The 24666-nt window shown below is 69.3% G+C and carries 21 protein-coding genes; 5 read left to right on the top strand and 16 right to left on the bottom strand.

Annotated features, from left to right (window positions below; translation table 11 throughout):
* The 13 genes from DI272_RS45690 to DI272_RS33010 form a co-directional block, all read right to left on the bottom strand.
* The coding region (locus DI272_RS45690; RefSeq protein WP_258314756.1) for a hypothetical protein at positions 1–298 on the bottom strand (298 nt) is incomplete at its 3' end.
* Positions 299–558: 260 nt separating this feature from the next.
* Positions 559–1317, bottom strand: coding sequence for a TIGR03936 family radical SAM-associated protein (locus DI272_RS33065; protein ID WP_109498831.1), 759 nt, complete (start codon positions 1315–1317; stop codon positions 559–561).
* 48 nt (positions 1318–1365) lie between these two features.
* Positions 1366–2577 (bottom strand): twin-arginine translocase TatA/TatE family subunit, encoded by a 1212-nt coding sequence (locus DI272_RS33060; protein ID WP_109498830.1) that lies wholly within the window; start codon positions 2575–2577, stop codon positions 1366–1368.
* Between the two features lie 163 nt (positions 2578–2740).
* Entirely contained in the window at positions 2741–4720 is a 1980-nt protein-coding gene (locus DI272_RS33055; RefSeq protein WP_109498829.1) for a TIGR03960 family B12-binding radical SAM protein, read from the bottom strand.
* Between the two features lie 76 nt (positions 4721–4796).
* Entirely contained in the window at positions 4797–6299 is a 1503-nt protein-coding gene (locus tag DI272_RS33050) for a CYTH and CHAD domain-containing protein (protein WP_109498828.1), read from the bottom strand.
* Between the two features lie 108 nt (positions 6300–6407).
* Complete coding sequence (rodA, locus tag DI272_RS33045) at positions 6408–7604, bottom strand: rod shape-determining protein RodA (protein WP_109498827.1); 1197 nt, start codon at positions 7602–7604, stop codon at positions 6408–6410.
* Positions 7601–9856 carry a penicillin-binding protein 2 gene (gene mrdA, locus DI272_RS33040; RefSeq protein WP_109498826.1) on the bottom strand — a complete coding sequence of 752 codons (2256 nt, stop codon included), beginning with the start codon at positions 9854–9856 and terminating at the stop codon, positions 7601–7603. Before mrdA ends, rodA begins: the two co-directional genes overlap by 4 nt.
* A gap of 152 nt (positions 9857–10008) precedes the next feature.
* Entirely contained in the window at positions 10009–10689 is a 681-nt protein-coding gene (gene mreD / locus DI272_RS33035) for a rod shape-determining protein MreD (protein ID WP_109498825.1), read from the bottom strand.
* A 13-nt stretch (positions 10690–10702) separates the two neighbouring features.
* On the bottom strand, positions 10703–11650 hold the full coding sequence (gene mreC / locus DI272_RS33030) for a rod shape-determining protein MreC (protein ID WP_109498824.1): 948 nt from the start codon (positions 11648–11650) through the stop codon (positions 10703–10705).
* A 139-nt stretch (positions 11651–11789) separates the two neighbouring features.
* The gene (locus DI272_RS33025; protein WP_004001297.1) at positions 11790–12809 is read right to left on the bottom strand and encodes a rod shape-determining protein; all 1020 of its coding nucleotides are present in this window, start codon (positions 12807–12809) and stop codon (positions 11790–11792) included.
* A 264-nt stretch (positions 12810–13073) separates the two neighbouring features.
* The gene (ndk, locus tag DI272_RS33020; RefSeq protein WP_046586767.1) at positions 13074–13487 is read right to left on the bottom strand and encodes a nucleoside-diphosphate kinase; all 414 of its coding nucleotides are present in this window, start codon (positions 13485–13487) and stop codon (positions 13074–13076) included.
* Positions 13488–13663: 176 nt separating this feature from the next.
* The gene (locus DI272_RS33015) at positions 13664–14020 is read right to left on the bottom strand and encodes a DUF4233 domain-containing protein (RefSeq protein WP_109498823.1); all 357 of its coding nucleotides are present in this window, start codon (positions 14018–14020) and stop codon (positions 13664–13666) included.
* A gap of 6 nt (positions 14021–14026) precedes the next feature.
* The gene (locus DI272_RS33010; protein ID WP_109498822.1) at positions 14027–15535 is read right to left on the bottom strand and encodes a folylpolyglutamate synthase/dihydrofolate synthase family protein; all 1509 of its coding nucleotides are present in this window, start codon (positions 15533–15535) and stop codon (positions 14027–14029) included.
* A gap of 73 nt (positions 15536–15608) precedes the next feature.
* Between DI272_RS33010 and DI272_RS33005 the strand changes: the two genes are divergently transcribed.
* The 3 genes from DI272_RS33005 to DI272_RS32995 all read left to right on the top strand — a co-directional run bounded on the left by DI272_RS33005 (position 15609) and on the right by DI272_RS32995 (position 17731).
* Positions 15609–16304 carry a response regulator transcription factor gene (locus DI272_RS33005; RefSeq protein WP_109498821.1) on the top strand — a complete coding sequence of 232 codons (696 nt, stop codon included), beginning with the start codon at positions 15609–15611 and terminating at the stop codon, positions 16302–16304.
* 139 nt (positions 16305–16443) lie between these two features.
* Complete coding sequence (locus tag DI272_RS33000) at positions 16444–17511, top strand: glycosyltransferase family 2 protein (protein ID WP_109498820.1); 1068 nt, start codon at positions 16444–16446, stop codon at positions 17509–17511.
* 28 nt (positions 17512–17539) lie between these two features.
* Positions 17540–17731 carry a hypothetical protein gene (locus tag DI272_RS32995; protein ID WP_109498819.1) on the top strand — a complete coding sequence of 64 codons (192 nt, stop codon included), beginning with the start codon at positions 17540–17542 and terminating at the stop codon, positions 17729–17731.
* A 55-nt stretch (positions 17732–17786) separates the two neighbouring features.
* On the opposite strand, the gene DI272_RS32990 is transcribed toward DI272_RS32995, so the two are convergent.
* Both DI272_RS32990 and DI272_RS32985 read right to left on the bottom strand, forming a co-directional pair.
* Positions 17787–20411 carry a valine--tRNA ligase gene (locus DI272_RS32990; protein ID WP_109498818.1) on the bottom strand — a complete coding sequence of 875 codons (2625 nt, stop codon included), beginning with the start codon at positions 20409–20411 and terminating at the stop codon, positions 17787–17789.
* Complete coding sequence (locus tag DI272_RS32985) at positions 20408–21877, bottom strand: RNA-guided endonuclease TnpB family protein (RefSeq protein WP_109498817.1); 1470 nt, start codon at positions 21875–21877, stop codon at positions 20408–20410. Before DI272_RS32985 ends, DI272_RS32990 begins: the two co-directional genes overlap by 4 nt.
* A 102-nt stretch (positions 21878–21979) precedes the next feature.
* Between DI272_RS32985 and DI272_RS32980 the strand changes: the two genes are divergently transcribed.
* Complete coding sequence (locus DI272_RS32980; RefSeq protein ID WP_109498816.1) at positions 21980–22582, top strand: transposase; 603 nt, start codon at positions 21980–21982, stop codon at positions 22580–22582.
* A gap of 86 nt (positions 22583–22668) precedes the next feature.
* The gene (locus DI272_RS32975) at positions 22669–23610 is read left to right on the top strand and encodes a hypothetical protein (RefSeq protein WP_109498815.1); all 942 of its coding nucleotides are present in this window, start codon (positions 22669–22671) and stop codon (positions 23608–23610) included.
* A gap of 536 nt (positions 23611–24146) precedes the next feature.
* On the opposite strand, the gene DI272_RS32970 is transcribed toward DI272_RS32975, so the two are convergent.
* Positions 24147–24548, bottom strand: coding sequence for a hypothetical protein (locus DI272_RS32970; RefSeq protein ID WP_181387392.1), 402 nt, complete (start codon positions 24546–24548; stop codon positions 24147–24149).
* Positions 24549–24666 lie beyond the last annotated feature (118 nt).

Here is a 24666-nt window from a genome sequence, read left to right as displayed (position 1 = left end):
CCCCGGCGGGCGCGGCTGCCCGACGGGTGGCACGACGCCGCGTGCGCGCGGCAGGCGCGGGTGCCTCTTCAGCCGCCACGGCCTCTGTGGCCTCTGCGGCCTCCGTCGGCTCTTCGGCAGCGGCCTCGGCGTCCTCGGCGGCCGGTATGGCCGGCGTCACCTCGTCCGGCGCATCGGCCGCGGCGGCGACCGGCGGACCCGCCGGCCGGGATGCGGCACGGCGCCGGCGTCGCGGCGGCAGAGTGTCGCTGGGGGTGTTGAGTTCGGAACCCTCGGTGGGTTCGGTCGGCTCGAGCATGCGGGCGTTTCTCCCGTCAGGCTCCCGGGCGCCGCGCCTGGTCCGGCGATGCCGGTGACGTCCGCGGCTCGCGCGATGCGCGGTGCCGCCGTCCGGGGCGCGGGCGCCGCACGGGAGCTCTCTGTGTCCTGTCTCGCCGGTTCCGTACACCCTGTTGGGTACGGCCTGGCGAAAGTCTTCTGGTCGGTGCGCTGCCCGACCCAGGTGGCTCCCGAGTACGAGGGCGGCGCTACGACGTCCGTCCTTTCGCGGGACCTTCCCTACGCCGGCGCCTTCGCGGCGGCAGCGGCCGTTGTGGGGGCCTCAGCTGCCTCGCGGTCGGGCGCGAGCGGGTCGGTCACCTCGCCGGTCTCTTCATCGAACAGCCCCTGCGCCAGCCTGGTCACCGCTGCGGGGACCGGCGGCGCCAGGTCGGCCACGGCGCGGAGACCGGACAGGACGTCGTCGGGTCGTACGGCAGGCGTCACGTGCCGAACAACCAGCCGCAGTATCGCACAGGGCTGGTCGGTCGGCCTATCAGCAGCCGAACTGTGCGTTTCAAGATCTACGACCGCCGAACGGGCGTCGAAGGTACGGACGCCGTTCTTGGTCATGCGCTGGACCTCGACGGTCTCGGCGGCGTTGAACGCGGCGACGGCCCGTTCGGCCTCCGCCGGCTCCACTCCGTCGAGCCGCAGCTCCCACACCGAGGCGGTCAGCCGGTCGGCGAGCCCGGAGGTCCGGGCCTCGACCGCGTCCACGATGTCGAGCCCGACGGGCATCGACTCGTCGAGCAGGGCCCTGAGCTTCTCGGGGTCCCGGGCCTCGGTGAGGGCGATCTCCAGATACTCCGCCTCACTGCCCGTGCCGGTGGGTGCGGCATTGGCGTACGACACCTTCGGATGCGGCGTGAACCCCGCCGAGTACGCCATCGGCACCTCGGCGCGGCGCAGCGCACGCTCGAAAGCGCGCTGGAAGTCACGGTGGCTGGTGAACCGGAGGCGGCCGCGCTTGGTGTAGCGCAGTCGGATGCGCTGCACCGCGGGTGCGGGCGGCGGGCCTTCGGGCTGTCGCTTGCCCAGTGTCGTTCAGTCCTTCGTGAGAGCGGTCGTACTGCTACCAAGAGTACGTGTCTCGAGCCGTGTCGGTTCCCGCCGGTCCGCCTCGACCGCCTCCCGGTGCTCCCCGAAGAGCATCCGCCGGAAGTCGGCACGCGCCTGACGCGCGGTCTCGCGCACCGAGGCCAGCGCCTCCCGAGTGGCCCGTCCCACACTGCGGGCGGCCTCGGCGACGGGCCGCAGCACCACATCGCGTACGACATGTCCGACCGGCGTGAGCACCGTGCGGTAGACCCAGCGCACGGGTTCCACGAAGACCCACCGGAAGAGGGCCGCGAGGAACCGCCCCACCGCGAGCGAGACGTACCCGGCGATCCGCCAGGCATGCCCGAGCGCGTCCCGCACCTCCCGCCCCAGCACGGCGAGGAACCGCCCGACGGGCGTGAGCACCCACCGCCACAGGGCGAGCACGGGCAGCACGAGAAGCACGCGCGCGGTCCAGTACAGCGCGACGCCGATCCCCCGCACCACCCACACGACACCGTGCCCGACCGGCGTGAGCACCCACCGGTACAGCCACACGGCAGGCAGCACGAACAACACCCGGCCGCTCCAGTACAGAGCGACCCCGATCCCCCGCACCACCCACACGACACCGTGCCCGACCGGCGTGAACACCCACCGGTACAGCCACACGGCAGGCACGACCGCGAGGTAGCGCGCCAGCCAGGCCAGGGCGGCGTACAGCCCGGCCCCGAGCAGGGCGAACCCGGCGCCGATCCCCCGCAGGGCCCACAGGATCGCGTGCCCGACGGGCGTCAGCACGCGCGCGTACACCCACGCCAGACCGGCCACGACCTGCCGAGCGGCCCAGCCGAAGCCATGCCCGAGAGGAATCAGCACATACCGGTACGTCCACACCAGAGGCACCACGACGAGCGCGTTCCCGAGCCAGGCGAGCCCCTTGCCGACCGGCACGAGCACATACCGCCACAGCCCCAGGAGCGGCCACACGAACAGGATCCGCCCGGCCCACTCCAGGGCCCACTCCAGCGCCCGCCCCAGCGGCCGCAGCACGGTGTCGTTCAGGAACCGCCCGGCGACGACGAGCGCGTCCCACGCCATGCGCACCGGCACGACCAGCACCAGCACGACGATCCGCACCGGCACCCGAATCGCGACCGCGAGACACCCCTCGGGGTTCTGCCGCGGCGCCGTCTGCGCTGGTTTCTCCAGATCCATACCGACGTAGACGCCGGAGGCCCTGCTTCCGTTCCGACCGCGCACCGCCGGCCGCGGCCGGGTCCGTCCCGACCGCCCGACGACTCCGGGCAGAAGGACGAGCCCCCTTCCCGTCCGGAAGGGGGCTCAGAAACCCATGACGCGATCCAGCGCCCCGTTCACCTCAGTGCGAGTGACCACTCGCAGCAGGCGTGGGCCCCGCGTTCTTGACCGTGAGCGGCAGCAGCTTCTTCCCGGTCGGGCCGATCTGGATGGAGGTGTCCATCTGCGGGCACACCCCGCAATCGAAGCAAGGCGTCCAGCGGCAGTCGTCGACCTCGGTCTCGTCGAGGGCGTCCTGCCAGTCCTCCCAGAGCCAGTCCTTGTCGAGGCCGGAGTCGAGGTGGTCCCAGGGGAGGACCTCCTCGTAGGTGCGCTCGCGGGTCGTGTACCAGTCGACGTCCACGCCGAGGGGGGCGAGGGCCTTGTCGGCGCACGCCATCCAGCGGTCGTAGGAGAAGTGCTCGCGCCAGCCGTCGAAGCGGCCGCCGTCCTCGTAGACCGCGCGGATGACGGCGCCGATGCGGCGGTCGCCGCGGGACAGGAGGCCCTCGACGATGCCGGGCTTGCCGTCGTGGTAGCGGAAGCCGATCGAGCGGCCGTACTTCTTGTCGCCGCGGATCTTGTCGCGGAGCTTCTCCAGGCGGGCGTCCGTCTCCTCCGCCGAGAGCTGCGGGGCCCACTGGAAGGGCGTGTGGGGCTTGGGGACGAAGCCGCCGATCGAGACCGTGCAGCGGATGTCGTTGGAGCGGGAGACCTCGCGGCCCTTGGCGATCACGTTCATCGCCATGTCCGCGATCTGCAGGACGTCCTCGTCCGTCTCCGTCGGCAGGCCGCACATGAAGTACAGCTTCACCTGGCGCCAGCCGTTGCCGTACGCGGTGGCGACGGTCCTGATCAGGTCCTCCTCGCTCACCATCTTGTTGATGACCTTGCGCATGCGTTCCGAGCCGCCCTCGGGCGCGAAGGTGAGGCCGGAGCGGCGGCCGTTGCGCGTGAGTTCGTTCGCCAGGTCGACGTTGAAGGCGTCCACACGGGTCGACGGGAGGGACAGGCCGATCTTGTCCTCCTCGTACCGGTCCGCCAGGCCCTTCGCGATGTCGCCGATCTCGGTGTGGTCCGCGGAGGACAGGGAGAGGAGGCCGACCTCCTCGAAGCCCGTCGCCTTCAGTCCCTTGTCGACCATCTCGCCGATGCCCGTGATCGAGCGCTCGCGCACCGGGCGGGTGATCATGCCGGCCTGGCAGAAACGGCAGCCACGGGTGCAGCCGCGGAAGATCTCCACCGACATCCGCTCGTGGACCGTCTCGGCCAGCGGGACCAGGGGCTGCTTCGGGTACGGCCACTCGTCCAGGTCCATGACCGTGTGCTTCGACACGCGCCACGGCACGCCCGACTTGTTGGGGACCACACGGGCGATCCGGCCGTCGGGCAGGTATTCGACGTCATAGAAGGCCGGGATGTACACCCCGCCCGTCTTCGCCAGACGGAAGAGGACCTCCTCGCGACCGCCGGGGCGGCCCTCCGCCTTCCACTCCTTGATGATCCGCGTCATGTCGAGGACGGCCTGCTCGCCGTCACCGATGATCGCCGCGTCGATGAAGTCCGCGATCGGCTCCGGGTTGAAGGCCGCGTGGCCGCCCGCGAGGACGATCGGGTCGTCCAGGCCGCGGTCCTTCGACTCCAGGGGGATGCCCGCCAGGTCCAGGGCCGTCAGCATGTTCGTGTAGCCCAGCTCCGTGGAGAAGGACAGGCCGAACACGTCGAAGGCCTTCACCGGGCGGTGGCTGTCCACCGTGAACTGCGGGACGCCGTGCTCCCGCATCAGCGCCTCCAGGTCCGGCCACACGCTGTAGGTGCGCTCGGCGAGGACGCCCTCCTGCTCGTTCAGCACCTCGTAGAGGATCATGACGCCCTGGTTGGGCAGCCCGACCTCGTAGGCGTCCGGGTACATGAGCGCCCAGCGGACGTCACAGGTCTCCCACGGCTTGACCGTGGAGTTGAGCTCTCCGCCGACGTACTGGATCGGCTTCTGCACATGCGGGAGCAGAGCTTCGAGCTGCGGGAACACAGACTCAACGGCCTCGGCGGTTTCGGCTGACATCTCGCACTTCCGTGGACTGACAGGGGTGACCATCTAGCGTAACGCGAGCGCGGCCGCCTCCCGGACGCCCGGCGGCTCAGAGGGCGTCCGCCCCGTCCTTGATCCCGTCCCAGAACCCGGGCAGCTCGGCCTCCACAGCCGCCGCCCGCTGCTCCTCCCGCCCGTACAGCAGCCCGTAGGTGAAGGCGCTCTCCCCCGCCGCGTGCGCCAGCGCGGACAGCTCGCTCAGGGTTCCGCGGGCCATGACGCTGTCCTGGTGCTCCCCGAGCAGGTTCTGGAGCCCCTTCATGGCGCTGGTCAGGGCCTTCGCGGACTTGCCGAGGGCCGGGGTGGCCGCCTCCGCCGCGTACCGGGTGCGCTTGGTCTTCTTGCGGGCCTCGTGGACGGCGACGTCCCGATCGGTGCCGGGCTCCAGCTCCACCGCCTGCTCGACCAGCGCGGACACCTTGCCGAACGCCTTCTTCACGGCCTTGGGCAGTACCTTCTCGGGCTTCTTCCCAGCCGCCTTCAGCAGCGGCGGCTCGCTGAGCACCTCGTCCAGGGCGTCGAGCAGGGACAGATAGCGGCGGGAGTCGAGGACGCCGATCAGCCGCGCGCTCGCCCCGCCGGGCCGGTCGCCCGCCCAGTGGTCCAGCCGCCGCGCGACCGGTCCGTGGACCAGCGTGGGGGGCACCTCGTCGAGCGCCGCCGACAGGCGTTCGCTCAGCACCTCACGGTCCCGGTCCTTGCCCAGTTCGCCGGCCAGCCACTTCAGGTCCTCGCCGATCGGATCGGTGACCTCCCGGTCCAGGACCTTGCCGAAGGTCTTGAACGTGCTGCGCAGCCTGCGCGTGGCGACGCGCATGCTGTGGACGGAGTCCTCGACGTCCTGGCGCACGGCGGGGTCGTACTCGACGATCGCGTCCCGCTGGACACGGAGGTAGGCGAGCACATGGTCGCCCGCGGTCACCGGGTCCTCGACGGACGCCGGCGGGCGCTTCTTCGGCGCGGTCTCGGCCAGGGCACGCGCCAGCTTGGACGCCGACTTCGAGGGCCGCACGCCTGCCTTGCGCAGCCGCTTCTCCACCCGGTCGAGGAAGGCCGGGTCGCCGCCGTCCGCCAGCTCCACCTCCAACTCGGTCCACTGGGCGCTGCCGTCGCCCCCGGCGAGCCGCTGGGCGTGTACGGCGTCCACGCTGACCTCGGCGAGCAGCTGTCCGTCGGCGTTCATGAGGTGGCGCACATCGCGGTCGGAGCGCAGCCGGACCACGGGCAGCAGTTCGCTCGCGCGCACTCGGGAGCGGACCAGGCCGGCGAGGGCATCGGGCAGGGTGTCGGAGAGGGGCGCCTGGATCTCGTCCCGTACGCCGGGCGCCACCGGGAACTTCAGGTGCCAGCCGGCGTCGGTGCCCCCGATGCGGCGGCGCAGCGTGATCGAGGACGCGGCGAGGCGTTCGTCGTGGGTGTCGTAGTAGGTGGCGTCGAGGTGGGCGACACCCTTGTCGATGACTGCCGCGACCCCGGCGACGCCGGTGAGGTCGGGCAGTCCGCTGTCGTCGGACTCGTACTTCCGCTCGATCTCGCGCTTTGTGTCCGCCATGAATCGAATCTAGACGGAGTAGGGGCGGGAGGGCAGAGGGCACCGACTCCGAACCCCGGGGAATCAGGAGGTGAGCAGCGTCCCCTGTGAAGCTCCGCTTCCGTGGTGCTACGCCGACATCGGCCGCTGCACCTTGATCGACTGCAGCAGTCCCACCGCGACCCACACGGCGAACATCGACGTTCCGCCGTAGGACACGAACGGCAGCGGAAGACCGGTGACCGGCATGATGCCCAGCGTCATCCCGATGTTCTCGAAGGACTGGAAGGCGAACCAGGCCACGATCCCCGCGGCGACGATCGTGCCGTACAGCTCGGTCGTCTCCCGGGCGATGCGGCAGGCCCGCCACAGGACCACGCCGAGCAGCACGATGATCAGGCCCGCGCCGACGAAGCCGAGTTCCTCGCCCGCGACCGTGAAGACGAAGTCGGTCTGCTGCTCGGGCACGAACTGGCCGGTGGTCTGCGAGCCGTGGAACAGGCCGGAGCCGGTGAGGCCGCCCGACCCGATCGCGATCCTCGCCTGGTTGGTGTTGTAGCCGACGCCGGCCGGGTCGAGGCTGGGGTTGGCGAAGGCGGCGAAGCGGGCGATCTGGTAGTCGTCGAGGATGCCGAGCTGCCAGACCGCGATCGCGCCGATCGCGCCGGTGCCGAGGAGGCCGAACACCCAGCGGTTGGAGGCGCCGGAGGCGAGCAGCACGCCCAGCACGATGATGACCATGACCATGACCGACCCGAGGTCGGGCATCAGCATGACGATCAGCATCGGCACGGCGGCCAGGCCCAGGGCCTGGAGCACGGTCCGGTGGTCCGGGTAGGGCTTGTCGCCCGCGTCGACCCGCGCCGCCAGCAGCATCGCCATGCCCAGGATGATCGTGATCTTCACGAACTCCGAGGGCTGGAGGGAGAAGCCGCCGCCGAGCACGATCCAGGAGTGGGCGCCGTTGACCGTGGAGCCCAGCGGGGTGAGGACCAGCAGGATCAGGAACACCGAGGCGCCGTAGAGGATCGGGACGGCCGTTCTCAGGGCTCGGTGGCCGAGCCAGACCGTGCCGATCATCAGGGCGAACCCGATGCCGGTGTTCATGATGTGCCGGATCAGGAAGTAGTACTGGTCGCCCTGGTTGATCTCGGTGCGGTTGCGGGTCGCCGAGAAGACCAGGAGCGAGCCGATGCCGGAGAGCGCGAGCGCCGCGAACAGTATCGGCCAGTCCAGCCGGCGGGCGAGCGAGTCGCGGGCGAACAGCCGCGTCCAGCCCGCGCGTTCGGGTCCGTACCCGGAGACGGAGAAGCTGTTGCCGGTCATGTGCACGTCCTCCGGCTCCCCCGGCGACGGCGGCGCCTGCGGGTGTTGCGGTTGCCTGCCGCGGGCTGCTCGACGGTCGCGGCCAGCGTGGTCTCGTCCGGCTTGGGGGCGCCCTCCTGGCTCACCCGCTGCTCCTTGGCGGGGTCCTTGGCGACCTTCGGGGACTTGATGGTGCCGTCCGTGCGGACCTTCGGCAGGCCCTTCTGCGGGGTGGGCAGCAGCGCGTTCTTCTTGTTGATGGTGCCGTCGTCGGAGACGCCGTACAGCGCGTCGTAGATGTTGCGGACGGCCGGGCCGGAGGCGCCGGAGCCCGTACCACCCTGGGAGATGGTCATCACGATCGAGTAGTCCTTGGTGTACGTGGCGAACCAGGACGTCGTCTGCTTGCCGTAGACCTCGGCCGTACCGGTCTTGGCGTGCATCGGGATCTTGTCCTGCGGCCAGCCGACCTGGGCGAAGCGCCAGGCGGCGGTACCGCGGGTGGCCACGCCCGCGAGGGCGTCGTCCATCTTGGCGAGCGTGGTCTTGCTTATGGGCAGCTTGCCGTGGGACTTGGGCGCGATCTCGTCGACGGACTGGCCGTCGGCGCTGACGATGGCCTTGCCGACCGTCGGGTTGTACAGGGTGCCGCCGTTGGAGATCGCCGCGTAGATCGTGGCCATCTGGATCGGGGTGACCATGGTGTCGCCCTGGCCGATGGAGTAGTTGATCTCGTCACCGGCGCGCATCTTGTTGCCCTCGAGGCAGTTCTCGTAGGAGATCTTCTCGACGTACGTGCCGTCCTTCTTGCCGGTCTTGCACCAGGCGTCCTTGTTGGCCTCCCAGTACGCCTGCTTCCATGCGCGGTCGGGGACGCGGCCGGTGACCTCGTTGGGCAGGTCGATGCCGGTGGTCTTGCCGAGGCCGAACTGGTGGGCGGCCTTGAAGAAGTAGTCCTTCGGCTCGCCCTTCTTCGGGTTGATGCCGCCGTCCCGCTGCCACTCCTTGTGGGCGAGGCCGTAGAAGACGGTGTCGCAGGAGACCTCCAGCGCGCGGCCGAGGTTGATGGGGCCGAAGTTCTCCGACTCGAAGTTCTTGAAGACCTGGCCGCCGACCGAGTACGAGCTCGTGCACGGGTAGCGGCCGTCGAAGTCGTAGCCGGCCTCGACGGCGGCGGCCGTGGAGATCACCTTGAAGGTGGAGCCGGGCGCCGACTGGCCCTGGATGGCCCGGTTGAGCAGCGGGTAGTTGGAGCTCTTGCCGGTGAGCTTCTTGTAGTCCTTGGCGGAGATGCCGCCGACCCAGGCGTTGGGGTCGTAGGTCGGGTTGGAGGCCATGGCGACGATGCGGCCGGTCTTGGCCTCCATGACGACGACGGCACCGGAGTCGGCCTTGTAGTTCTCGCCGGTGTTGTCGTCGTAGACCTCTCGGGCCTTCTTCATCGCCTCGTTCAGTTCGTACTCCGCGACGCGCTGGACGCGGGAGTCGATGCTGGTGACGAGGTTGGCACCGGGCTGGGCCTCGTCGGCCTCGGCCTGGCCGATGACACGGCCGAGGTTGTCGACCTCGTAGCGGGTGACGCCGGCCTTGCCGCGCAGCTCCTTGTCGTACTCCCGCTCGAGCCCGGAGCGGCCGACCTGGTCGGAGCGGAGGTAGGGCGAGTCGGTGTCCTGGGCCTTGGTGATCTCCTCGTCGGTGACCGGGGAGAGGTAGCCGAGGACCTGGGCGGTGTTGGCCTTGCCGGGGCCCGGGTAGCGGCGCACGGCCTCGGGCTCGGCGGTGATGCCGGGGAAGTCCTCGGCGCGCTCACGGATCTGCAGGGCCTGCTTGGCGGTGGCCTCGTCGGTGATGGGGATGGGCTGGTACGGCGAGCCGTTCCAGCAGGGTTGGGGGGTCTTGGCGTCGCAGAGGCGGACCTTCTGCATGACCTCCGCGGGCTTCATGCCGAGGACCTTGGCCAGCTTGGTGAGGACGGCCTTGCCGTCGTCCTTCATCTTCAGCAGGTCCGTGCGGGAGGCGGAGACCACCAGCCTGGTCTCGTTGTCCGCGATCGGCACGCCGCGCGCGTCCAGGATCGAGCCGCGTACGGCGGGCTCGACGACCTGCTGGACGTGGTTGCCGGAGGCCTCCTTGGCGTATGCCTCGCCCTCGCGGATCTGGAGGTACCACAGGCGCCCGCCGAGGGTGCCGAGGAGGGACAGGACGAGGATCTGGATCACGATGAGCCTGATCTGGACCCGTGGGGTCCGACCGGTCTCGGGGATGTTGGTCACTGCGGCTGCCGCCCCCTCTCAGTGCGCCGGGTTGTGTGCGCGTACGAATGATGAACGGCTGACCTGTGAGACGACGTTCCGGCCCGGCAGACCCGTTCGAGTGAACTCGCCTGAGGCCGCAGCGATCTGATCCGGCCTCGACACCCCCGCCCTCACAGCCGCTTGACCCCCTTGATGCGGCCGACGCGGGCGGTCCGCGTCCGGGCCTTGGTCTTCAGCGAGCCGAGTCCGCCGCGCTGCCCGCCGATCTTCAGGCCGGTCCCGGACGACAGCCAGCCCGACGAGATGTCGGTGGCCTTCTTGGCGGCGGAGTTGGTCTCCGCGAGCGGGTCGTTCTCGGCGCGGCGGGCGAGCGCCATGATGCCGGGGACGACGAACGGCGCGAGCAGCAGGTCGTACAGCGCGGCGGTGAACAGCAGGCTGCCGAGGCCGACATGACGGGCCGCGGTGTCGCCGACGAGGGCGCCGACACCGGCGTAGAGCAGGGTCGTGCCGAGGGCGGCGACGACCACGACGACCATCGGGCCGGTGGCCGACTTCAGGCGGCCGTTCTCCGGCTTGGCGAGGCCGGCGAGGTAGCCGATGACGCACAGCACCAGCGCGTAGCGGCCGGCGGCGTGGTCCGCGGGGGGCGCGAGGTCGGCGAGGAGTCCGGCGCCGAAGCCGACGAGGGCGCCGCCGACATGGCCGTAGACCATGGCGAGGCCGAGGACGGTCAGCAGGAGCACGTCGGGGACGGCGCCCGGGAGGTGGAGTCTGGACAGGACGCTGACCTGGAGGACCAGGGCGACGACGACGAGGGAGGTGGAGAGCAGGATCCGGTTGACACGCAAGGGGAATCAGCTCCTACTGCTCTTGCTCGAACTGGCCGTCGGCGTTGGCGTTCGCCGAGGGGGTGACCGTGACGGTGACCGTCGGCCGGGGGGTCGGCTTCGGCTTGTCCGGCAGCACCGTGTCGCGCGGGTCCTTCTTCGGGGCCTCGACGACGACGCCGACGACGTCCAGCTTGGTGAAGCCGACGTACGGGGTGACGTAGAGGGTGCGGGTCAGGCCGCCGCCGGAGGGGTCGACGCGGGAGACGACGCCGACGGGGACGCCGGGCACGAAGGGCTTGTCGGCCTGCGAGCCGAAGGTGACCAGGCGGTCGCCCTTCTTCACCTCGGCCTTGCCGTTGAGGAGTTCGACGCGCAGCGGCCGGTCGCCCTGCCCGGAGGCGAAGCCGAGTTCGTCGCCGGCCTCCATGCGGGTGCCGACGGTGAAGTCGGGGTCGTTGGCGAGCAGGACGGTGGCGGTGTTCGGGCCGACGGTCGTCACGCGGCCGACCAGTCCGTCGCCGTTGAGGACGGTCATGTCACGTTTGATGCCGTCGTTGCTGCCGACGTCGATGGTGATGGTCCAGGAGAAGCCCTGGGCCGCTCCTATGGCGATGACCTCGGCGCCCTTGATGCCGTACTGGCCCTCGGCGGCGATGCCCATCAGCTTGTTGAGCTGCTTGAGGCGGCTGGCGTTGCGGTCGTCGCTGCCGAGCTTCGCCTTGAGGGCCGCGTTCTCCTTCTCCAGGGCGGCGAGCCGGTCGTGCCGTTCGCCGGAGTCGCGGATGGAGGAGATCGCGTTGCCGACCGGGTTCACCGCGGCGGAGACGCCGTCCTCGATGGGGCCGAAGACCGTGGCCGCGGCCTGGCGGGCACCGTCGACCGGTGAGTCCTCCCCGCCGCGGATGTCCACCGTGATCAGTGCGAACGCGATGGCGATCAGCAGCACCAGGAGCAGCCGGCTCTCTCGTGTGTCCCTCACGTGCGGCGGCCGTGCCTTCCTCAATAGGAATGTGCAGTGTTCAGAATGTGCGGTTGTGTACGGGCGAGCTTATGCCTCTATATCAACGATCCGCCGTACGAGAGGAGATCATCCCGTACGGCGGAATCGAAGAGTTACGTCATCTGCGCGGCTGGGCGTCCAGCACCTGCTGGAGCGCCTCGAACTCCTCCACGCACTTGCCGGAGCCGAGCGCCACGCTGTCCAGCGGGTCCTCGGCGATGTGGATCGGCATGCCCGTCTCCCGGCGCAGCCGCTCGTCGAGACCGCGCAGCAGGGCTCCGCCGCCGGTCAGAACGATTCCGCGGTCCATGATGTCGCCGGACAGCTCGGGCGGGCACTTGTCGAGGGTCGTCTTGACGGCGTCCACGATCGCGTTGACGGGTTCCTCGATCGCCTTGCGGACTTCGGCGGCCGAGATGACGACGGTCTTGGGCAGCCCGGAGACGAGGTCCCGGCCGCGGATTTCGGTGTGCTCGTCGGAGTCGAGGTCGTACGCCGAACCGATCGTGATCTTGATCTGCTCGGCCGTCCGCTCACCGAGGAGGAGGGAGTACTCCTTCTTGATGTGCTGGATGATCGCGTTGTCCAGTTCGTCGCCCGCGACGCGGATCGACTGGGCGGTGACGATCCCGCCGAGCGAGATGACCGCGACCTCCGTCGTGCCGCCGCCGATGTCGACCACCATGTTGCCCGTGGCCTCGTGGACCGGCAGGCCGGAGCCGATGGCCGCGGCCATGGGTTCCTCGATGATGTGCACCTGGCGGGCGCCGGCCTGGGACGACGCCTCGATGACGGCGCGGCGCTCGACGCCGGTGATGCCCGAGGGCACACAGACGACGACCCGCGGACGAGCCAGATACCGCCGCTTGTGGATCTTCAGGATGAAGTAGCGGAGCATCCGCTCGGTGATCTCGAAGTCGGCGATCACGCCGTCCTTCAGCGGACGGACGGCAACGATGTTGCCGGGCGTGCGCCCGATCATCTTCTTCGCTTCGGCGCCGACCGCCAGGATGCCACCGGTGTTGGTGTTGATCGCGACGACGGACGGCTCGTTGAGTACGATCCCGCGACCCCTGACGTACACCAGCGTGTTGGCGGTCCCGAGGTCGACAGCCATGTCACGGCCGATGAACGACATTGAGTTCCCCATCAGGATTCGTCTGGCCTTCCTGGGAGCTTTTGAGGGCTTTTCAGGTCGGCGAAGTGGGTGCTGTGACGTGAAGGCTTCCATCGTAGTGGCGCCCGCACGGACACTGCGTAAGGGTCTCCGCCATTGTCAGCAGATGCCGACACGGTTCGCTCCTGGAGAGGGGCGTTCGGGGGTGCTCGTTCCCTCGATCGGCACGCATATGCCAAGAAAGTCCGGAGGCGGTCCCCCGGACTTTCACGGCCGCCGCACGCGCTACGCGCGACCCGGGAAGAAGATCTTCACCTCGCGCTCGGCGGACTCCTCGGAGTCGGAGGCGTGGATGAGGTTCTCGCGGACGATCACGCCGTAGTCACCGCGGATCGAGCCGGGGGCGGCGGCGATCGGGTCGGTGGGACCGGCCAGCGCCCGCACCCCCTCGATGACCCGCTCGCCCTCGACGATCAGCGCCACGACCGGGCCGGAGGCCATGAACTCCACCAACGGCTCGTAGAAGGGCTTGCCCTTGTGCTCGCCGTAGTGCTGCTCCAGGGTCTCCTGGTCCAGGGTGCGCAGCTCCAGCGCGGTGATCTGCCAGCCGGCCTTGCGCTCGATACGGCTGATGATCTCGCCGGTCAGGCCACGACGGACGGCGTCGGGCTTGAGGAGGACGAGGGTGCGCTGCGTCACGAGGGGGCTCCTTAGTCGAGCGTGTCAAGCGTGGTGCGGGAAGACCGAGGTTACAGGGCGTGTCCGGCCGTCTGTCACGCAGCGTCAGGTATACCGTCCGGGCCTGCGCCACGCAGCGTCGGGCATACCGTCCCGGCCTGCGCCACGCAGCGTCGGGCATACCGTCCGTGCCTGTGCTACGCGGCGTCAGGTGCAGCGGCCTCGGACTGTGCCGCGAACCTGGCCTTCGCCTCGTCGATCTTCCGGCCGTAGTGCACCGAGGCCCACCACAGGGCGGCGAAGACCGCGCCCAGGAAGAACATCGTCGGCACGGCGAACCCGGAGGCGATCAGGGCGATCTGGAGGGCCCAGCCGAGGGCGATGCCGCCCGGCCGGGTGACCATGCCGCACAGCGCCAGGCACAGGAACATCGCGATGCCGCTGACCGTCCACACCGTGGACGTGGTCAGGTCGTCGTCCTTCATCGCCACCAGGGCGGCGAAGCCGATGACGAAGAACTCGCCGATCAGGGTCGAAGAACAGAGCGTGCGCACGGGCGGTCAGCCCCTCCCCAGAAGCAGTCGGGCCTCGCCGACAGTGATGACGGAACCGGTGACGAGCACGCCGCCGCCCGCGAACTCGCCCTCCTCCTCGGCCAGGGTGATCGCGGCCTCCAGGGCGTCCGGCAGCCGCGGCTCGACCTGGACGCGCTCCTCGCCGAAGACCTCGACGGCGATCGCGGCGAGCTCGTCGGCGTCCATGGCGCGGTGGCTGGAGTTCTGCGTGATCACGACCTCCGCGAAGATCGGCTCGAAGGCCTCCAGCAGCCCTCGTACGTTCTTGTCGCCGCTCGCCCCGACCACGCCGATCAGCCGGCTGAAGTCGAAGGCCTCACCGACGGCCTCGGCGGTGGCGCGGGCGCCCGCCGGGTTGTGGGCGGCGTCCAGCACGACGGTCGGCGACCGCCGGACGACCTCCAGCCGGCCCGGCGAGGAGACGGCGGCGAAGGCCTTGCGGACGGTCTCGATGTCCAGCGGCTCGGGCCGCTGCGAGCCGACGCCGAAGAACGCCTCCACCGCGGCGAGCGCGACGGCGGCGTTGTGCGCCTGGTAGGGGCCGTGCAGCGGGATGTACACCTCGTCGTACTCCCCGCCGAGCCCGCGCAGCGTCAGCAGCTGACCGCCGACGGCCACCTGCCGCGAGACGACGCCGAACTCCAGCCCCTCCCGGGCCACCGTGGCGTCGACCTCGACGGCCTTCTTCAACAGGACCTGGGCGGCGTCGACCGGCTGCTGGGCCAGGATGACGGTGGCGTCCTGCTTGATGATGCCGGCCTTCTCCTTGGCGATCTCGCCGGGCGTCTCGCCGAGCCGGTCGGTGTGGTCGAGGTCGATGGGCGTGACCACGGCGACGTCGGCGTCGATGACGTTGGTGGCGTCCCAGGTGCCGCCCATGCCGACCTCGACGACGGCGACATCCACGGGCGCGTCCGCGAAGGCGGCGTACGCCATGCCGGTCAGCACCTCGAAGAAGGACAGGCGGTACTCCTGCTGGGAGTCGACCATCTCGACGTACGGCTTGATGTCGTCGTACGTCTCGATGAAGCGCTCGGCGGAGATCGGCGCCCCGTCGAGGCTGATGCGCTCGGTGACCGACTGCACGTGCGGGCTGGTGTACCGCCCGGTGCGCAGCTCGAAGGCGCCGAGCAGGGCCTCGATCATGCGGGCCGTCGAGGTCTTGCCGTTCGTCCCCGTGATGTGGATCGAGGGGTACGACCGCTGCGGCTCGCCCAGCACGTCCATCAGCGCGGCGATCCGGCTGACGGACGGCTCCAGCTTGGTCTCGCCCCAGCGCGTGGCCAGCTCGGCCTCGACCACGCGCAGCGCCTTGTCGACCTCGGGGTCCTCGGGCCGCGCGGGCACGTCGGCGGCCGGCGGGCCGCCCTGCGTGCGCAGCGTACGGCTGCCGGCCTCGATGACCGCGAGGTCGGGGTCGCGGTCGGTCTCGGCCGCGACGATCTCGTCGAAGGGGTCGGGGTACCCGCTGTCCTCAGGGGGGAGCTCACTCACGGGGCCCAGTCTACGGACGGCCGCCGACAACGGGCCTCTCGGTCCCGGGAGCGAATCGTTACCTTTGGTGCTTATGTGCGCCCCTTTGGTCCTGATCGCCCTGCACCTCGACCGGCCCGCCGAGGTCATCGCCTCGATGCTCCGGGAGCAGGGCTACCGCGTCGAGCGCACCGCCGACGGCGCCGCAGCCGAGCGCGCCCTGCTCGAACTGTCCCCGGACGCCCTCCTCCTCGGCGTGCACCTGCCCGACTGCGACCCGTGGAAGCTGCTCGGCCGGGTCCGCGCCGTGAACGACATGCCGGTGCTGCTGTTCTCCGCCGAGTACGTCGCGGACGACGCCATCCGCGCCTATCGGGAGGGCGCCGACGACTACCTCAGCTACCTCACGCCCTCGGCGGAGGGCTTCCCGCGCATCGTCCGGCGGCTGACCCGCCGGGTGCCGTGCGCGGCGGGGGCGGCGAGGGCGGCGGCCCCGCAGAACGGGCTTCAGGTCGACGCGGCCACCCGCGCGGCCAGCGCCGACGGCGTCCCGCTCGCTCTGACCGCCCTGGAGTTCGACCTGCTGAGCACGTTCGCGGAGCATCCCGGCCAGGCCCTGACCTACGAGCAGTTGCTCCGCCTGGTCTGGCACGACGCGGCGGACTCCGGCCACGCGCGCGTGAAGTACGCCGTGCTGCGACTGCGCCGCAAGATCGCGGCGGCCACCGGGGACACCACCTGGATCAGCACGGTCCGCGGCGTCGGCTACCGCTACCGCCTGCCCGAGTGACCCTCGACCCGGCTCCGAGCGATGGTCCGGTGACTTTGGTCCCAGGTCCTCCGTCCTGACCTCGCGCCGCGCGCCGCCCGCACCCGGCCCGCACCCCCGCGGCACCCTGGCCGCAACCCGCCACCCCGACCGTTGAAGCATGAACAGCTCGGACAGGCGCCTGGTGGCGATCATCCCGGCCCACGACGAACAGGACCGCGTGGCCGCCGCCCTCGCCGGCCTCTACCGGCAGACCCTGCGCCCGGACCGGATCGTCGTCGCCGCCGACAACTGCACCGACGCCACCGCCGCGATCGCCGAGCGGATCGGCGCCGAGGTCTTCGTCCCGGTGGCCAACCGCGACAAGAAGGCGGGCGCCCTGAACCAGGTGCTGGAGCGGCTGCTCGACGACCTCGGCGACGACGCCCTCGTCCTCGTCCAGGACGCCGACACCGTCCTCGACCCCGGCTTCGTACGCTGCGCCGTCGACGCCCTCGACGACCCCGAGGTGGGAGCCGTGGGAGGCGTCTTCTACGGCGAGGAGGGCGGCGGCCTGCTGGGCCTGCTGCAACGCATGGAGTACCAGCGCTACGCCGTGGAGATCCGCCGCAAGCACGACGAGGCGGCCGTCCTCACCGGCACGGGCACCCTGTTCCGCGCGCGGGTGCTGCGCGAGGTCCGCCAGGCGCGCCGGGACGGCCTCCTCGGCGGCGGCACCGGCTGCTACAGCCTCGCCTCCCTCACCGAGGACGACGAGATGACCAAGGCGGTCAAGACGCTCGGCCACCGCACGGTCTCCCCCGCCGGCTGCCGGCTGGTCACCGAGGTCATGCCGAGCCTCGGCAAGCTGTGGCACCAGCGGCTGCGCTGGCAGCGGGGCGCGCTGGAGAACCTGCGCGACTACGGCTGGACGCGGGTGACCGCGCCGTACTTCCGGCAGCAGTTCCTGCTCGGGCTCGGGGCACTGGCCCTGGCGTTGTTCACGGCGTTCACCGTGCTCAGCCTGACGCTGGTGGGCTGGCAGGGCGTCTCGGTCTTCTGGGCCGGGATCACGCTCCTGTTCGTCGCCGAGCGCGTGCTGACCGTACGGGGCGCGGGCCGCCGTGCGGTACTGCTCGCCGCTCCCCTGATCCCCGAGCTGCTCTACGACGCCTTCCGCCAGGCCGTGTTCGTCAGGTCGCTGATCGACCTGGTGCTGCGGCGCGAGGAGCGGTGGGTGGCGACCTGAACCCCCTTTTGTATGAACGGAGTTGACCATGTACGGCAAGCCCACGGACGCCGCCGCCCTAGGAACCGGCGGCACGGGCGCCCTGGCCGCCACGGGTACGCCCGCACTGGCGATCATCGGCCTGGTGGTGGCCGCGTTGACACTGATCGCCGCGGGGTTGGCGGTGCGGAGCCTGGTGGGGGTGGCGCGGGACAGGAACAGGAAGGACGAGGAGGAGTAGCCGAAAGGCCCCCGGAGCAGAAAACCTCCGGGGGCCTTTCACGGCGTACGAACCCTTACGCGGGCGGCAGCTTCTCCAACTGGGCCTGGATGCGCGCGATGTCCTCGTCGGCCTTGGCGAGCCGCGTGCGGATCTTCTCCACGACGTGGTCGGGGGCCTTGGCGAGGAACGCCTCGTTGCCGAGCTTGCCCTGGGCCTGCGCCTTCTCCTTCTCGGCGGCGGCGAGGTCCTTGGCGAGCCGCTTGCGCTCCGCGGCGACGTCGATGGTGCCGGAGAGGTCGAGGGCGACCTCGGCACCGGCCACCGGCAGGGTCGCCGTCGCCGAGAAGCCCTCACCCTCCGGCTGCAGACGCAGCAGCTGGCGGATGGCGGCCTCGTGCGGCGCGAGGGCCGTGCCGTCGAGCGTGAGGCGGGCCGGGACGCGCTGGCCGGGCTGGAGGCCCTGGTCGGCGCGGAAGCGGCGGACCTCGGTGATGACGGACTGGAGGGACTCGATCTCACGCTCGGCAGCCGCGTCCCGGAAGCCGCTGTCCGCGGGCCACTCGGCGATGACGACCGACTCCCCGCCGGTGAGGGTGGTCCAGAGCGTCTCCGTGACGAAGGGGACGACCGGGTGGAGCAGCCTCAGCGTGACGTCGAGGACCTCGCCGAGGACGCGCTTGCTGACCTCGGCCGGCTCGCCGCCCGCCTGGAACGTCGTCTTGGACAGCTCGACGTACCAGTCGAAGACCTCGTCCCACGCGAAGTGGAAGAGGGCGTCGGAGAGCTTGGCGAACTGGAAGTCGTCGTAGAGCGCGTCGACTTCGGCGACGACCGAGTTGAGCCGGGACAGGATCCACCGGTCGGTCGAGGACATCTTCGACGCGTCCGGCAGCGGACCGTCCACCGTCGCGCCGTTCATGAGCGCGAAGCGGGTGGCGTTCCAGATCTTGTTGGCGAAGTTGCGGGAGCCCTGGACCCAGTCCTCGCCGATCGGCACGTCGACACCGGGGTTGGCGCCACGGGCCAGGGTGAACCGGAGCGCGTCGCTGCCGTACTTGTCCATCCAGTCCAGGGGATTGACGGCGTTCCCGAAGGACTTCGACATCTTCTTGCCGAACTGGTCGCGGACCATGCCGTGCAGGGCGATGGTGTGGAACGGCGGGGTGCCGTCCATCGCGTACAGGCCGAACATCATCATCCGGGCGACCCAGAAGAAGAGGATGTCGTAGCCGGTGACCAGGACGGAGTTCGGGTAGAACTTCGCGAGCGACTCGGTCTGCTCGGGCCAGCCGAGGGTCGAGAAGGGCCACAGGCCGGAGGAGAACCAGGTGTCGAGGACGTCGGTGTCCTGACGCCAGCCCTCGCCGGAGGGCGGCTCCTCGTCCGGGCCGACGCAGACGACTTCGCCCTCCGGCCCGTACCAGACCGGAATCCGGTGTCCCCACCACAACTGCCGCGAGATGCACCAGTCGTGGAGGTTGTCGACCCAGTCGAAGTAGCGCTTCTCCATCTCCTGCGGATGGATCTTGACGCGTCCGTCGCGGACGGCGTCACCGGCGGCCTTCGCGAGCGGACCGACCTTGACCCACCACTGCATGGACAGGCGGGGCTCGATGGTGGTCTTGCAGCGCGAGCAGTGGCCGACGGAGTGGACGTAGGGCCGCTTCTCGGCGACGATCCGGCCCTCGGCGCGCAGCGCGGCGACGATGGCGGAGCGGGCCTCCAGGCGGTCCAGGCCCTGGAACGGACCGTGGGCCGTGATGACGGCGTGCTCGTCCATGATCGTGATGGCCGGCAGGTCGTGCCGCTGGCCGATCTCGAAGTCGTTCGGGTCGTGGGCGGGGGTGACCTTGACGGCACCGGTGCCGAACTCGGGGTCGACGTGGGTGTCGGCGACGACCGGGATCGAGCGGTCGGTCAGCGGCAGCTTGATGAGCTTGCCGACCAGGTGCCGGTAGCGCTCGTCGTCGGGGTGAACGGCGACGGCGGTGTCACCGAGCATGGTCTCCGCACGGGTGGTGGCGACGACGATGGTGTCGTCCCCCTCCCCGTACTTCATGCTGACCAGCTCGCCGTCGTCGTCCTGGTACTCGACCTCGATGTCGGAGATGGCGGTGAGACACCGCGGGCACCAGTTGATGATGCGCTCGGCGCGGTAGATCAGCTCGTCGTCGTAGAGCCGCTTGAAGATGGTCTGGACGGCCTGGGACAGCCCCTCGTCCATGGTGAAGCGCTCACGGGACCAGGCGACGCCGTCACCGAGGCGCCGCATCTGTCCGCTGATCTGCCCGCCGGACTCGCCCTTCCACTGCCAGACGCGCTCGACGAAGGCCTCGCGCCCCAGGTCGTGCCGGGACTTGCCTTCCTTCCCCAGCTCCCTCTCGACGACGTTCTGGGTGGCGATGCCGGCGTGGTCCATGCCGGGCTGCCACAGCGTCTCGAAGCCCTGCATGCGCTTGCGGCGCGTGAGGGCGTCGATGAGGGTGTGCTCGAAGGCGTGCCCGAGGTGGAGCGAGCCGGTGACGTTGGGCGGCGGAATGACGATGGTGTAGGGCGGCTTGTCGCTCTTCTCGTCCGCCTCGAAGTAACCGCGCTCTACCCAGCGCTCGTACAGCGGCCCCTCTACATCGGCCGGCGCGTACTGGGTCGGCAGTTCGGTGTCGGGCGCTGGTGGCTGCTGCTGAGCGTTCTCGGTCACGGGGTCAGTTTAGGGGTGTCGCGGCGGTGTCCCGAAACGCGTTTGTTCTTTGACATCCTCCCCGCAGTGACCTGCGGAGATTCCTGACAGCCCTCGGTATCCCGCAACGGCTGAGCTGTCACGAACGAGGGGTTCAGAGGTTCACGCGTGCGCTCCGTACGGGTACGAAGCATCGCAGGCCGGATTTGGCCTGTCGGTGCGTGCTGTTCACCGCAATGTCCTGCGGCAATGGGTGTGCCCGCCTGATCACGGAGGGCGCGGCTGAGGATGACGACCGATGCGTTGTGGTCCGCATCGTCAGTGTGCCCGCACCCTGTGCAGGCGAAAGCGTCCCGACTGATCCGCGATGCGGGGTCCCAGAGAGTGCAGGCACCACAGGTCTGCGACGTCCTGGCTGGATGTACGAGAACGAGCTTGGATCCGTAGGCCGGGCATTTATAGGCCAGCTGTCGCCGCCGCTCCCCTGGCAGGTTATCGAGAACGGCCCGGTTGAGACCGGCCTTCTGAGAGACGTGCACCCCCGGCTCATCGGGCGTGCCCTTGGCGCTACGTGTCATCTGCTTCACACGAAGATCTTCAATCGCGACCAAGCCGTGGCTCTTGGCCAGGTCTGTAGTGAGTTTGTGCGTGAAGTCGGCACGACGACGAGCTTGCCTCGCCTTCAGGTCGGCGATGGCGCGGAGTGTTCGTCGCAATCGGTTGCTGTATTTGCCTCCTCTGTGCCTCTTCGCCTCCCGGATCTGCCGCTCTCTACGACGTTCCAGTCCAGCAAGACGCCGCCGCTCGCCTTTGGTCAGCGTCTGCTGCATGAGTCGCGGCGCGACCTCGTCCGAGAGGTACGCCGCTTGCTTCACGCCGAAGTCCACACCCACGGGTGGCTGTCCGTTCGGCGGTGCCGCGCTCCTCCCCGTGTGCACCCCGAAACTGACGGACCAATTCCCCGCCCCGTCCCTCTGGATCGACGCGGCTTTGATCTGCCCCCCGATCGGACGGGTCAGCCTGAACCTGACCTCACCGAGCTTGGGGATTCGTACGCAGGCCCACTTACGGTTCAGCTTGGTCACCCGCACGGCCTGTCCGGGCAATGGGATCGCCAAGCGCGAGCTGCGTTTCTTGAACCGGGGAAACCCTGCGGGATGGTCGTGGCTCCAAAAGTTGTCGAAGGCCCTGTCGAGGTGCTTCAGAACCTGCTGGGGCGCCTGGGAAGGAAGGTCCGCGATCCAGTCCAGATCGCGACGCGCCCGGGTCAGGTAGCGGCACTGCTCGTCCGCTCGTAGGTTCTCACGCCGCTGCTTGTACACGTAGATGCGCTGTTCCAGGGCCAGGTTCCAGACAGTACGGCAGGTGTGTCCCCACTGAATGAGTCGCTCGGCTTGAAGCTGCGTGGGGTAGAGACGGTACTTGCGGCCGCTGTCAGCCGGGGCCTTGGTCGGTTTCCCAACCTTCTTGAACCCTTTCACAATCACCCGCCCCCCTCGACGCAACGCACCTACTTGCACCTGGCGGCGCTCGGCGTGCATTCACGATAGGACGGACAAGTTGAACTTGTCCGTCCTATCGTGAAATCCATGACAGAACGTCGGCTCGACCCCGCACAGGCCGCCAAGCATCTCGATGTGTCGCGAGAGGCCGTCTACGCCCTCAACTCCAGGGCAGGTAACGGGTTTCCGCAGCCGGTCTACGTGGGACGGACACCGACATGGACACCAGCGCAGCTGGATGCCTGGCGGGCAGCACACCCATCAAAGCGGCCAGGACAGGACCGCGAGGGCGAACACAAGGCCGTCGAAGGGGGCGCGACCATCGAGCCCCACACCCTCCACGTGCAACTGGTGTTCACAACAAAGGGACAGCGCCCCATCCTCACCTCCGACCTACGATCATTGGCCGAGCGCACGATGCGCAACGCGGCGCGGGAACTTGACGCGGAGATTGAAGAGTTCAGCGGTTGGCCCGATCTCGTACAAGTCAAGGTCAGATACCCGGCGCGGGTTTCCGTCGCGAACCTCGCCAAGCGACTCAGAGGCGCTACAGCACGTTCCATGCGGGAATCACCCGACATCAACGTATACATCTGGTCGAAACAGTACTTCGCCGCTTCCATCGGCCCGCGCTCGCCCGCCCCACCCGACTGGCCCGCCCAACAATTGGAACGACCTGTCAACAAGTAGGCATCAATACCCCCCGCCGGCCCCGCACCCCTGCCCCTTCAGCCAAGATGTCTGGGACACACAAGCATCTGGAGGGGAACCCAGTAATGAGTTACAACCAGCCGGGCCCGTACGGCGGGCAGCCCCAGCAGCCCGGACCGTCCGGCCAGCCGGGCCCCTACGGCCAGCAGCCGCCGCAGGCCCCCCAGCCCGGCTATGGCTACCCTCAGCAGCCGACCGCGCCCCAGCCGGGTTACGGCTACCCGCAGCAGCCCCCGCAGGGCGTGCCGCCCCAGACCCCGCCGTACGGCCAGCCCCCTTACGGCCAGGCCCCCTACGGAGTCCCGCAGCCCCCGGCGCCGGGTGGCGGCAAGAAGAAGCTGGGCATCATCATCGGCGCGGTGGCTGTGGTGGCGGCTATCGCGGTGGGGGCGGCGCTGCTGCTCGGTAAGGGCGGGGGCGGTAGTGGGTCGGACATCGCCGATGACGGTCCCCACAAGCTGACGACTCCGGCGACCGTGCTCTCTGAGTACAAGAAGTCGGAGAGCGACAGCGACACCTTCACCGAGAGCGACATGAAGGACGCCGAGAAGTGGGGCGTGCACGACCCCAAGGACGTCAGCGCCGGGTACACCGCCGGTGACGAGTCGAACCCGCTGAGCCAGAAGATGATCAACTTCGGCGGCGTCTACGGCACGATCGACGACCCCGAGAAGACCGTCGACGCGATGTTCGCCCACATGAAGTCCGAGAGCAAGAAGGAAGACGGCGAGGACGTCAGCCTGGTCGGCGAGCCGAAGGCGTACAAGCCGGCCTCCCTCGACGGCGCGATCCTCAAGTGCCAGCAGGCGAAGGTCGACAACTCCGAGGCCGCCGCGGGCGAGCCGAAGGAGATGTCGATGTCGATCTGCATCTGGGGCGACCACAGCACGCTCGGCTTCGTCATGCCGATGGAGTTCGCCAGCCTCGCGGCGGGCAAGAGCAGCGACCCGGCAGCCGACGCCGAACTCACCGCGAAGCTCCGCAAGGAGGTCCGGGTCAACGCGTGAGTTCTGCCGCACCATGAGGGGGCGCAGCCGATTAGAACGGCCACGCCCCCTCGTGGACACACACGAGTCGTTGACTCAAGTCCGGCGGCAGGCCTCACTCGCTACCGCTGAAGCGACACCTGCTGCCGTCAACCCCGAAGTGCAAGCCGGATTAGGAAGCGGACGCCCCCAGGGCTGTGGTATCGCCTTATACGCACAGGCTGCAGTCACCTTGGGGCCAACGTTGTAGCCCTCGTAGGCCACACAACCTCTGCAGTCTCCAGATGAAGCCGACGCGGGCGCCGCCACAACCACAGGTACCACGCCAGCTGCCGCGACGATGCTAACTACCGCAAAAGTTCGCTTCACCTTTTGTACCATCATGCGATCCCTCCCGTTTGAAACTCAGCCGAACACACGAGCGAGCGACAAGGTCGAACGGAATTCGATCATGGAGCGACGCATGACCGCTATGACTGTCTTGTAGTTGGCCTGATTCATCAACTGTCGCAAGCAGCTGGCAAACCCGCACCCGCTGCTCAGGGAACTAACCGGGCTTATCCCTCACCATCCGACTGCCTGGGCCTGAGGTCCAGTACGCGAACGGAAGGCCCCTTCCATGATTTCGGATGAGCGGTGACCACGACCGAACCGTACGGGCGATCGGGAGTCGGCTTGGCTGCATACCAGCTGTGCGCGACCGCCCAGGTCTCCTCGCGGGCAACGGCGAGCGCAGCGGGGAGGTCGAGGTTGACCACTGTGATGCCCGGCAGAGCGGCGATGTGCTCCGCCGTACCAGGCCGCGCGCGGTCTGCCTCGACCAGCGCACAGACGGTGGCATACAGGAACCAGCCCTGTTGTTGGTGCGCATGGTGGATCAAGCGCGAGACCAGAGCGTTGCCACGCCCGGCGGCGACCAACGCCGTCTCGTCGAACACGACGTGCAGTTCATCGCTCATCCGATGCCAGCCTCCGCCAACCGTCGGTCCAGTACGGCATCCAGACGACTCTCGTCGGCCCAGGGTAGGGGTACGCACCCGTACCCGTTTGTGTTCAGGCAAATGAGGAGGGCGCCTG

This window comes from Streptomyces sp. Act143 (assembly GCF_003143935.1).
GTDB lineage: Bacteria > Actinomycetota > Actinomycetes > Streptomycetales > Streptomycetaceae > Streptomyces.
This window is presented reverse-complemented; position numbering and strand designations above follow the sequence as displayed.